The sequence below is a fragment of the Eubacterium sp. AF19-12LB genome, from assembly GCF_003479125.1.
Lineage (GTDB): Bacteria > Bacillota > Clostridia > Lachnospirales > Lachnospiraceae > Eubacterium_U > Eubacterium_U album.
Window position 1 is genome coordinate 110,072 of record NZ_QUGP01000010.1, and the last position, 11,154, is coordinate 121,225.

An 11,154-nucleotide genomic window follows, 5' to 3' on the forward strand; every position below is an offset into this window, starting at 1 on the left:
GTGCGTATGGATAAAGAAAATTTAATTATTAATGGAAGATATCTTGTTTTGGAAAATATCGGAAAAGGTGGAGCAGGGGAAGTTTTTCTTGCAAGGGATATAAAAAACGGACGAAAGTATGCCATTAAAAGGTATATTTCGTCTAATCCAAATGATAGAAATCAATTGATTGATAATATAGAGCGGGAATTAAATGTTCTCAAATATACCACCCACCCGGTACTTCCAAAAATCTATAATTTATTTATGGAGGATTCAAGATTCTTCCTTGTTATGGAATATGTGGAAGGCATAAATCTTAAAGAAGTAGTTGACACTAAAGGAGCGTTATCTGAGGAGCAACTATTGTCTGTTATGGAACAGGTGTGTAGCGGATTGTATTATTTACATTCTATTGAACCACCTATTGTATATAGAGATTTGAAGCCTTCCAATATTATTTTATCTGATGATGGTAAAATTAAATTGATTGATTTTGGAATTGCTAAAAGATATAACAGAGAACTGATTGCGGACAAATATGCATATGGAACAAAAGGATTTGCATCACCGGAGCAGTTTGGAAATAGCAAAGGGATGGGAATTTATAATACTGATATTCGTTCAGATATTTATGCTGTTGGAACGACCATGTTTTATTTGCTGACAGGACGAAGTTATAATGGAAAAGTTGATAGTGCATTAATTTCACGTTCATTTGCAAAAATAATAAGTAAGTGTACAAAAGTAAGACCAAAAGAAAGATATCAAAGCACTATTGATGTGATTTGTGACTTGAAAAGATGCAGAAAATCAATGATTCGAAAATTAATTTATCCAATTATAAAAAAAATAACGAAAAAAATATAAAATTAAGTTATAATAAAAAAATGTGGTACTTATTAAAAGAATGAATACATAATCAGATTATATTTCAAAATACGTCGGAGGTAAAAGGTATGAGCTATGATGAAATTTATTCAAAGTTAAAAAATGTAGGGCAGGAACAGTTGCTTGATTTTTATGATGAATTAAATGATGAGGAAAAAGAAAATTTGTTAAAGCAGATAGAAAAAATTGACTTCTCGATACTTGATTTAATAAATCATCAGAATGAAGAAAAAAAGAAAGGTGTTATTACACCGTTAAAGGGTGGTTTGTCCGTTGCAGATATTGAAAGAAATAGAGAAGAATATACTAATGTTGGTATAGATGCTATCAGACAGGGAAAAGTTGCAGCACTTTTACTTGCAGGAGGTCAGGGTACAAGATTAGGTTCAGATAAACCTAAAGGAATGTATAATATCGGCATTACAAAAGATGTTTATATTTTCGAGATGATTGTACGAAATCTTATGGATGTAGTTAATCAGACAGGAACATGGATTCCTTTATATGTAATGACAAGTGAAAAAAATAATGATGATACTGTTAAATTTTTTAAGGACATGAATTATTTTGGATATGATAAAGATTACGTTGATTTCTTTGTTCAGGAAATGGCACCTGCATCTACATTTGACGGAAAGATTTATCTTGAAGAAAAAGGAAAGGTATCAACTTCTCCAAACGGAAATGGTGGATGGTTTATATCTATGGTTAAAGCAGGTCTTTGTGAAAAAGCAAAGAAACAGGGAGTTGAATACATAAATATTTTCGCTGTTGATAATGTATGTCAAAGAATGGCAGACCCATGCTTTGTAGGAGCGATGATAAAGAATCAGTATCCTTCAGCAGCAAAAGTAGTTAAGAAAGCAAACCCTGAAGAACGAGTAGGAGTGTTATGCTATGAGGATGGAAAACCTTCTATTGTTGAATATTATGAATTGTCAGATGAAATGAGATATCAGAAAGACGACCAGGGAGAACTTGCTTATAAAGATGGTGTGATTTTAAATTATTTATTCAGAATTGACAAATTAGAAGAGATTATGAATAATAAGTTAAATGTGCATATAGTTAAGAAAAAGATTCCGTATGTAAACGCTAAGGGCGAAATTGTAAAACCTGAAGTTGAAAATGGATACAAATTTGAAACATTAGTTCTAGACATGATTCATATGATGGATGATTGTTTGGCATATGAGGTTGTTAGAAATAAAGAATTTGCGCCAATTAAAAATAAAACAGGCGTTGATTCAGTAGACACAGCCAGAGAATTATTAAAAGAAAACGGAGTGACATTGTAATGAAAAAAATTCTTGATGTATTAACAAGTGAATTTGAAAATGCATTTGAAAAATGCGGATATGACAAAAAATTAGGAAAAGTTGGAATTTCTAACAGACCTGATTTATGCGAATATCAGTGTAATGGTGCTATGGCAGGTGCAAAACTTTACAAAAAAGCACCGATTATGATTGCAAACGATGTAGTTGAACAATTAAAAGACAACAAGTTATTTGATTTAATTGAGGCAGTAATGCCCGGATTTATCAACATTAAACTTAGTGCTGATTATATTGATAAATATGTATCAAACATGAATGATGATGAAAGATTAGGATATGAAAAGAAAGAACCTATTACAGTTATAGTAGATTACGGTGGAGCGAATGTTGCAAAGCCTCTTCATGTTGGACATTTGCGTCCGGCAATTATCGGTGAAAGTGTAAAGAGAATTTGCAGATATGCGGGAGATACTGTATATGGTGATGTTCATCTTGGAGATTGGGGACTCCCAATTGGTCAGGTTATAGAAGAGTTAAGAGACAGACAGCCTGATTTGCCTTATTTTGATGAAAACTTTACAGGAGAATATCCAACTGAACCACCCTTTTCTATTAATGAATTAGAAGATATTTATCCAACAGGTAGTGGTAAATGTAAAGTTGATGAAGAATTTAAGAAGAGAGCTCAGGATACAACGGCTAAATTACAGCAGGGAAATAAAGCGTATATGGCACTTTGGAGACATATTATGAATGTGTCAAAGGCTGATTTAAAGAAAAATTATAAAAATTTAAATGTTGAATTTGATTTATGGAAGGGTGAAAGTGATGCTCAGCCATATATTCCTGATATGATTGATGATTTTGTAGCAAGAGGATTTGCACATGAAAGTCAGGGAGCTTTAGTTGTAGATGTTGCAAGACCTGATGACAAGAAGGAACTTCCTCCATGTATCGTAAGAAAGCATGATGGAGCAGCATTGTATGCAACATCTGATTTAGCAACTCTTATCGAAAGAGAAAAAGATTACCATCCGGGACATGTAATTTATGTTGTAGACAAACGTCAGGAATTACATTTCACTCAGGTATTCAGAGTAGCTAAAATGACAGGAATTGTTGGTGAAGATACACCTCTTACATTTATTGGATTTGGTACAATGAATGGAACTGACGGAAAGCCATTTAAGACAAGAGATGGCGGTGTTATGAGATTGGAAATGCTTATTTCTGACGTAAGTGAAAAGGTTTATGAAAAAATCCTTGAAAATAGAGACATATCTGAGGAAGAAGCAAGAGAAATATCAAAGATTATAGGACTTGCAGCAATTAAATACGGTGATTTATCAAATCAGGCAACAAAAGATTATGTATTTGATATTGACAGATTTACTTCATTTGAAGGAAATACAGGACCATATATTTTATATACAATTGTACGTATCAAGTCAATTTTAAAGAAATATGCTGAACAGGGAAATGAACTTTCTGCAAATGGAAAGATTGTTGACTTTGGAAGTGAAAGTGAAAGAAGCTTAAAATTAGTCCTTACACAGTTTAATGATGTAATGGAGGCAAGTTATAATGAATTAGCACCACACAGAGTATGTGCTTATATTTATGAAGTTGCAAATGCGTTCAACAGATTTTATCATGAAAATAATATTATGAATGAAGAAAATGCTGATAAACAGAAGAGTTATATCAATTTATTGACATTGACAAAGAAAGTATTAGAACAGTGTATTGATTTACTTGCAATAGATGCACCTGAACGTATGTAATCATAAAATTTAATTATTATTTATATTAAAAAAATCCGGTAGTTAAATTCTACCGGATTTTTTAGAGAATAATTTAATAAATTATAATTATTCAGCTGTAGTTTCTTCTACAGTAGTAGATTCATCTTCTGAAGCTGTTGTTGTAGCTTCCTGTGTAGATGTTTCTTCATCTGAAATGTCTTTTACATTGCTGTCGCCTGCTTCAATCAACTGCTTACGCAAATCAGAAGCTGAAACTTCACTGGCATATGTAGTAGTTGTTTCAGGTGGAGTGTACATACCTGTAGAAACAGCGATTGAATATCCTAAATATACTAAAATGGCAATTCCGATTAATGCGATTGCCACATACCCCAAGATTGTTTTTATCTGAGCTTTTTTAGGTGCTGCCTTACGGTTGTATTTCTCTTTCTTGCGATTGTCTACCTTCTGCTGACTCATTAATATGTACCTCACAAATTTAATTTTATCTTAATTATTATAAAACAAAAACATATGTAAAACAAGAGCGATTTATGGTATAATCCACAAAGAGGAATGGCAAATATTCTTTTTATTGCTGATAGAATGTGTTTATAGAAGTAATTAATGAATATAAATATAGAAGTGTAGAAAGAATATATTTGAATTAAGAAATATATAGTAAGTTGTATGTGTGCAATAAATAATAGATAAAAAACACAGAAAGGTCATACACATATGAGTAAATATAATATAATGATATTCGACTTAGATGGTACATTAAGTAATTCAAAAGAAGGAATTACTAAATCAGTGCAGTATGCTTTAAAGAGTGTAGGAATAGAAGAGGAAAATTTAGATTCGCTAGAACATTTCATTGGGCCTCCGCTTATTGATGAGTTTGTGAGAAGTTACGGAATGACGGTTGAAGAGGCAGCTCATTTAAAAGAGGTATATAGAGAAAGATATCTTCCGATAGGAATATATGAAACAACTATTTATCCAGGTACAAAAGAAATGTTAAGTTCTTTAAAAAAAGCAGGAAAGAAGTTGGCTATTGCAACTTCTAAACCTCTCGAAATGGCAATAGAAGTACTTAAATATTTAGAAATATATGAGTATTTTGATTACGTGATGGGTGCAGAAACCAAGGGAAACAGACAAAGTAAAGAAGCGGTTCTTAATGTCTTAATTGAAGAATCCGGTTTACACATAAATAATGATAATGCTGTAATGATTGGTGATACATGCTTTGATGTTGATGGAGCAAAGAAAGTCGGCTTGGATACAATAGGTGTATCATATGGTTTTGGCAATAGTAAAGAAATGCTTGAACATGGAGCGATAGCGATTGTTGATTCTGCTAAAGAATTAGAGGAATATTTATTAAGTTGATGAATTGAGGATGGCATGAAAGAAAAAGTAACAGCAAGGAATTTATGGAGAGGAATTTATCCTATACTGTTTTTTCAGGGAACAGCAATAGTAATTCAGAATATTTTAATGATAACGCTAAGTGTAATGAGTGCAAATTCTAAATACACAGGAATATCGCAATATAGTGATAGAGTAAATAAGATTAATTTACATGCGATGGAAATTACACTTTTAACGGATATTATATGTATTATTATAATGGCTTATTTTATGTATAGCGATATAGTAAAAGATAAATTAAAAGGAATTTATGTAAAATATGACAAAGTTAAATGGACTAAGTATTTACTTGTAATTCCGTTTGCATATTTTTTTATGATGTTTGCAAATGCTTTAGTAAGTATCTTAACGCTATATATGCCTGAAAATATGGTTGGAACATATGATAATACTAAAGAAATATTAAATAACAGTAGTTATTTTATGCTTATTATTACAACAGCAATTATTGCTCCGATATCAGAAGAATTTATGCATAGAGGAGTTGTATATAACAGATTTAAAAGAATATGTCCGCCTGTTTTAGCAGCAATTATTTCATCAATAATTTTTGGAATAATTCATATGAATTTTGTGCAAGGTCCGTATGCGTTTTTAGTTGGCCTTGCGGCGGTTTATGTTTATGAAAGATATAAAAGTATTATAGCTCCAATAATTTTACATGTTACAGCTAATTCTGTAAGTACAATTGTATCAATAATTGCAAATGAAACAGGTTTGGATACGAGTGCCGCGTCACAATATAATACAGTACAGCTTACTGCATCATATTTGCAAATGGCAATAGTATTTGGAATTTTAGCTTTAATTATAGGAATAATTATATACAAAACAGTTATACCAAATGAGATAAAGGAGATTAAGTAATGAAATTATTATCAGTAGCTGTTCCATGTTATAATTCAGCAGAATACATGGAAAAAACAATCAGAAGCATTTTAACAGGGGGAGACAGAGTAGAGTTAATAATAGTTGACGATGGCTCAAAGGATAATACCTTAGAAATAGCAAACAAATATCAAAGAAAATTTCCTGATATTGTAAAAGTTGTTCATCAGGAAAATGGTGGACATGGAGAAGCTGTAAATACAGGAATTAAAAATGCAACAGGATTATATTTTAAAGTAGTTGACAGTGATGACTGTCTTGGAAAGAATGCTTTAAAGCAGGTTCTTGATCTACTTGAAAAAATGGTTGAAGAAGATGCAGGGTTAGATATGCTTATCACAGACTTTTTATATGATAAAGTAGGTCAGAAACATAAAAAGGTAATGAGATATAAGAGGTCTATGCCTGTAGGTAAAATGTTTACATGGGATGATGTTAAATTTGGTAAAAGCCAGTATTTGCTTATGCACTCAGTAATATATAGAACAAAAGTACTTAGAGAAAGTGGTATGGTACTTCCAAAGCACACATTTTATGTTGATAATATTTATGTGTTCCAGCCATTGCCATATGTAAAGAATATATATTATCTTGATGTAGTATTGTACAAATATTTTATAGGAAGAGATGATCAGTCAGTTCAGCAGGATATTATGATTAAGAGAATTGACCAGCAGTATAGAGTTACAAAGATAATGCTTGATGTATATAATGACTCATTAGTAAATAATAAGAACTTAGACAATGTAATGGTTCATTATTTTGATATGATGATGTGTATTTCTTCAATATTATCAATTCTTGAAGGAAGCGATGAAAGATTAAAGGATAAACAGAAATTATGGGATGATCTAAAAGAAAGCAATCCCGTATTATATAAAAAGGTAAGATATTCAGCACTTGGAAGAACAATGAATTTAAAAGGTAAAGCCGGAAGAAAAGTTTCAAAGGCAGGATATAAGATTGCTCAGAAACTTTATGGCTTTAATTAAATGTAAAAGTGTTAGTGGTTTATATTAATAAACGCACAAGCTATTTGAAATTATTAGAATTTTAATGGCATAGAATAAAAAAATGATACGAATTCCAATTAGGTTTTCGTATCATTTTTTATTGTATTTATTTAAGAAGTATAATACTTCGTGTTTGTGTGGGTCTTTTACGTAAGGAGCATTAAATTTAACATTTTTGAACCATACTTTAAATACAACAAGGTATAAAGTGAGTGAAAGTAATATACCACATACTAAATCGATAAATGAATGTTGTTTTAAAAATACAGTAGAAAGACATATAAGTACTGCCAAGACGGATGTAAACCATTTAATACGTTTTCTTGATTTTAATTCTTTCATGTGAGGACTTTTTATCAGACAAATCTGGGCTGATAAAGTTGCAAAAACATGAATGCTTGGACATACATTTGTAGGTGTATCGTTATTGTATATAAAGTTAACTAAATTAATAAATATGTTATCTCTGATTCCGGAGTCAATACGTAAATCGTGACCATTAGGAAAAATTGTGTATATAAGCAGACATATTGTCATGCCGGTAAATTCATAAGCACAAAGTCTATAAAATTCGTTTGTTGAGTGATAAAACAAAAAAACGAAAATTGCCGGTAAATATAGAAACCATAACAGATATGGAATAATAAATAATTCGTTAAATGGAATAATATCATCCATAAAACAATGCATTATATGATAATTATCAGTTACGTTATTTTCTAATATGATAAACCATGGCATATATATGAAAAAATATAATAGAGGCCATAAATGTTTGTACTTATGAAAAAAGCTTCTGATTCTCTTTTTCATAAGAACTCCTTATGTTGTGTTTTAGTGAAATGAATTCACATTAATGAGAAGTATAACATCAAAAAATGTAAAAGTATACCTAATTAATATAATTTTAAGAATAAGTTTTAAATTTAGAAATAATTATTAAGAACTGAAGTATGATTTAATGGAAAACGAGAAATAGTTAAAGTAGATATATGAATAAAAAAGTTACAAATACATCTTAAATAGTGCTATTATAATAGGGTCCTTATTAAAATGAGATGAAAGGAAAAGATATGAATATTAATTTGACAATAGCACAGGAATTAAATGTTAAAGAATGGCAGGTAGAAGCTGCTGTAAAACTTATTGATGAAGGAAATACAATCCCTTTTATTGCGAGATACAGAAAACCTGTAACAGGAGAACTTAATGATGAACAGTTAAGAACTTTAGATGAAAGATTAAAATATTTAAGAAACTTAGAAGAAAAGAAAGAAACAGTATTAGCTTCAATTGAAGAACAAGGAAAATTAACAGATGAATTAAAGAAAAAAATCATGGATGCACAAACTATTGTTGCAGTAGATGATTTATATCGTCCATACAGACCAAAAAGAAGAACAAGAGCAACAGATGCTAAAGAAAAAGGCTTAGAACCTTTAGCAAATATAATTATGCTTCAAATGACTAAAAAACAGATAACGAAAGAAGCAGAAGCTTTTGTTAATCCTGAAAAAGGAGTTGAAAACGTTGAACAGGCTATTCAGGGTGCAAAAGATATAATTGCTGAAATGATTTCTGATAATGCTGAATATAGAAATGCAATAAGAAAATTAGTTCTAAAACAGGGAATGATTGCTTCAGAGGCAAAAAATAAAGAAGAAAAGACGGTTTATGATAATTACTATGAATATAGTGAATCAGTAGCAAAGATTCCCGGACATAGAATTTTGGCGATTAATCGTGGTGAAAAAGAAAAAATATTAAATGTTACAGTTGAAATGCCGGAAGAAGCAATAATAAATGCATTAGTAAAAACAACTATAATTAGAGATAACCAAAATACTTCTGATATAATTAAAGATGCTGTACAGGACAGTTTTAAACGACTTATTCAGCCTGCAATCGAAAGAGAAATCAGAAATTTACTTACTGAAAAAGCAGAGGATGGGGCAATTAAAGTATTTGGACAGAATTTAAAACAATTATTAATGCAACCTCCGATTATTGGAAAGACAGTTTTAGGATGGGATCCTGCGTTTAGAACAGGCTGTAAAATTGCAATTGTTGATCCTACAGGAAAAGTATTATATACAACTGTAATTTTTCCAACAGCACCGCAAAATAAAATAGAAGAATCGAAGAAAATAATTCTTGGCCTGATAGACAAATATAATGTTGATTTAATTTCGCTTGGTAATGGAACAGCCTCTAGAGAATCAGAAGCTGTAATTGTGGATATTATAAAAGAATCCAAAAGAAAAGTTCAATATATTATTGTTAATGAAGCCGGGGCTTCAGTATATTCTGCAAGCAAACTTGCAACTGAGGAATTCCCTAATTTTGATGTTGGACAAAGAAGTGCTACATCTATGGCGAGAAGATTACAGGATCCATTGGCTGAATTAGTTAAAATTGAACCTAAGGCTATTGGTGTAGGTCAATATCAGCATGATATGAATCAGAAAAAATTAGAAACAACACTTTCAGGTGTAGTCGAAGATTGTGTAAATAGTGTGGGAGTAGACTTAAATACTGCATCTGCTCCATTGCTACAGTATGTTTCAGGAATTAACAAAACACTTGCGAAAAATATTGTCGAGTATAGAGAAGAAAATGGCATTTTTAACAGTAGAAAAGATTTACTTAAGGTTGCTAAACTTGGACCAAAAGCATTTGAGCAATGTGCAGGATTTTTGCGTATTAGAGATGGAAAAGAGCCTTTAGATAATACAAGTGTTCATCCTGAAAGCTATAAAGCAGCAAAGGCTTTGCTTAAATTATTTGATTATTCTGAAAAAGATATAGCTTTAGGAATTAAAGATTTGCAGAAAAAGATTACAGATAATAAGAAAATTGCAGATGAAATAGGAACAGATGAAATTACATTGATGGATATAGTTAAGGAAATAGAAAAGCCGGGAAGAGATCCTAGAGATGAAATGCCAAAGCCTGTATTAAAGAGTGACGTTTTAGACTTTGATGACTTAAAAGAAGGAATGATTCTTAAGGGAACAGTTAGAAATGTAATTGACTTTGGTGCATTTGTAGATATAGGGGTTCATCAGGATGGACTTGTACATATATCTGAACTTAGTGATAAATATATAAAACACCCACTTGAAGTAGTGAGTGTTGGTGACATAGTTGATGTTAAAGTGTTAAGTGTTGACAAGAGCAAAAAGCGTATTCAACTTACAATGAAGAATATTTAAAAATAAATGATTTTGGATACAAAAGCCTAAGATTTACTTTGATGCTCATATTGGGGCGGACACCAAGAACTTTTGCCCGTTTATGAGCAAATTTATGTGGGCTTAGATCTTTTAAAACTGATATCATTAAACATCTTTAAACCAATCGACTGCGAAGTTTTTGAAATGATTTGCCTGCGGACTTAATTTTTTATTTTTGTCCCAGGCAATTTAAAAGTTGCCCGTACTTATGATACAGTTCTTGCTCCTGCAGGAGAAGCTTTTTATGAAATATATAATACGGGATATGATTTATCTTTTAATGATTAGTAGCTTTTATTTAAATTATTAAAAAAATGTTGACAGACGTGACGTATTGTGATAATATTTTTCTTGCGTCAAGCGAAAGCAAGATGTAAGCGGAAGTGTCGGAACTGGCAGACGAGCAAGACTAAGGATCTTGTGGCTATTGCAGTCGTGTGGGTTCAAGTCCCATCTTCCGCATTTTTTATACCTAAAAATAAGGTATATATTTGGGGTGGTACATATTTATTAGATAAAATATTAAATAAAGTTTGAAAAACTATAAAACTAAATTTGTATATTTATTTTAAATGATAAACACCCTAAGAGGTGTTTTTTTGTTATGCACAATGAGCCAAATACTTTCAGTTTTTTGCTTGCAAAAAAAACTGAAAGTATTTGGCGAATGTATAATCACTGAGAA

Annotated in this window: 9 protein-coding genes and 1 tRNA gene; 8 read left to right on the plus strand and 2 right to left on the minus strand. The window is 31.0% G+C overall.

Annotation, left to right across the window (positions count from 1 at the left end; translation table 11 throughout):
• Window positions 1-6: 6 nt before the first annotated feature.
• The 3 genes from DWX29_RS10605 (at window position 7) to argS (ending at window position 3,934) form a co-directional block, all read left to right on the plus strand.
• Window positions 7-849 (plus strand): serine/threonine-protein kinase, encoded by an 843-nt coding sequence (locus DWX29_RS10605; protein ID WP_117909202.1) that lies wholly within the window; start codon window positions 7-9, stop codon window positions 847-849.
• A gap of 89 nt (window positions 850-938) precedes the next feature.
• Window positions 939-2,168, plus strand: a complete 1,230-nt coding sequence (locus DWX29_RS10610) for a UDPGP type 1 family protein (protein ID WP_022087846.1) — start codon at window positions 939-941, stop codon at window positions 2,166-2,168.
• Window positions 2,168-3,934 (plus strand): arginine--tRNA ligase, encoded by a 1,767-nt coding sequence (gene argS / locus DWX29_RS10615; protein ID WP_117909204.1) that lies wholly within the window; start codon window positions 2,168-2,170, stop codon window positions 3,932-3,934. Before DWX29_RS10610 ends, argS begins: the two co-directional genes overlap by 1 nt.
• An 87-nt stretch (window positions 3,935-4,021) precedes the next feature.
• Here the strand turns inward: argS and DWX29_RS10620 are convergent, their stop codons facing one another.
• On the minus strand, window positions 4,022-4,375 hold the full coding sequence (locus DWX29_RS10620; protein WP_022087844.1) for a hypothetical protein: 354 nt from the start codon (window positions 4,373-4,375) through the stop codon (window positions 4,022-4,024).
• Window positions 4,376-4,633: 258 nt separating this feature from the next.
• Here DWX29_RS10620 and DWX29_RS10625 point away from each other — a divergent pair, with 258 nt between their 5' ends.
• From DWX29_RS10625 to DWX29_RS10635, 3 genes are read left to right on the plus strand one after another with little or no spacing between them, the layout of a single operon-like run.
• Window positions 4,634-5,290, plus strand: a complete 657-nt coding sequence (locus DWX29_RS10625) for an HAD-IA family hydrolase (RefSeq protein WP_022087843.1) — start codon at window positions 4,634-4,636, stop codon at window positions 5,288-5,290.
• Between the two features lie 15 nt (window positions 5,291-5,305).
• Window positions 5,306-6,199, plus strand: coding sequence for a type II CAAX endopeptidase family protein (locus DWX29_RS10630; protein ID WP_022087842.1), 894 nt, complete (start codon window positions 5,306-5,308; stop codon window positions 6,197-6,199).
• A complete protein-coding gene (locus tag DWX29_RS10635; RefSeq protein ID WP_022087841.1) occupies window positions 6,199-7,212 on the plus strand; it encodes a glycosyltransferase family 2 protein in 1,014 nt (337 codons plus the stop codon). The genes DWX29_RS10630 and DWX29_RS10635 overlap by 1 nt, the downstream gene beginning before the upstream one ends.
• A 111-nt stretch (window positions 7,213-7,323) precedes the next feature.
• On the opposite strand, the gene DWX29_RS10640 is transcribed toward DWX29_RS10635, so the two are convergent.
• Window positions 7,324-8,046: a phosphatase PAP2 family protein gene (locus DWX29_RS10640; protein ID WP_117909206.1), complete on the minus strand. Its 723-nt coding sequence runs from the start codon at window positions 8,044-8,046 to the stop codon at window positions 7,324-7,326.
• 260 nt (window positions 8,047-8,306) lie between these two features.
• Between DWX29_RS10640 and DWX29_RS10645 the strand changes: the two genes are divergently transcribed.
• The gene (locus DWX29_RS10645) at window positions 8,307-10,448 is read left to right on the plus strand and encodes a Tex family protein (RefSeq protein WP_117909208.1); all 2,142 of its coding nucleotides are present in this window, start codon (window positions 8,307-8,309) and stop codon (window positions 10,446-10,448) included.
• Between the two features lie 398 nt (window positions 10,449-10,846).
• Window positions 10,847-10,931, plus strand: a tRNA-Leu gene (locus DWX29_RS10650).
• The last annotated feature ends 223 nt before the right edge of the window (window positions 10,932-11,154 follow it).

What these genes read in the sequence shown, in the direction of transcription:
- DWX29_RS10605 (WP_117909202.1), top strand. Translation starts at nt 7, where the DNA reads ATGGATAAAGAAAATTTAATTATTAATGGAAGATATCTTGTTTTGGAA.
- DWX29_RS10610 (WP_022087846.1), top strand. Translation starts at nt 939, where the DNA reads ATGAGCTATGATGAAATTTATTCAAAGTTAAAAAATGTAGGGCAGGAA.
- argS (WP_117909204.1), top strand. Translation starts at nt 2,168, where the DNA reads ATGAAAAAAATTCTTGATGTATTAACAAGTGAATTTGAAAATGCATTT.
- DWX29_RS10620 (WP_022087844.1), bottom strand. Translation starts at nt 4,375, where the DNA reads ATGAGTCAGCAGAAGGTAGACAATCGCAAGAAAGAGAAATACAACCGT.
- DWX29_RS10625 (WP_022087843.1), top strand. Translation starts at nt 4,634, where the DNA reads ATGAGTAAATATAATATAATGATATTCGACTTAGATGGTACATTAAGT.
- DWX29_RS10630 (WP_022087842.1), top strand. Translation starts at nt 5,306, where the DNA reads ATGAAAGAAAAAGTAACAGCAAGGAATTTATGGAGAGGAATTTATCCT.
- DWX29_RS10635 (WP_022087841.1), top strand. Translation starts at nt 6,199, where the DNA reads ATGAAATTATTATCAGTAGCTGTTCCATGTTATAATTCAGCAGAATAC.
- DWX29_RS10640 (WP_117909206.1), bottom strand. Translation starts at nt 8,046, where the DNA reads ATGAAAAAGAGAATCAGAAGCTTTTTTCATAAGTACAAACATTTATGG.
- DWX29_RS10645 (WP_117909208.1), top strand. Translation starts at nt 8,307, where the DNA reads ATGAATATTAATTTGACAATAGCACAGGAATTAAATGTTAAAGAATGG.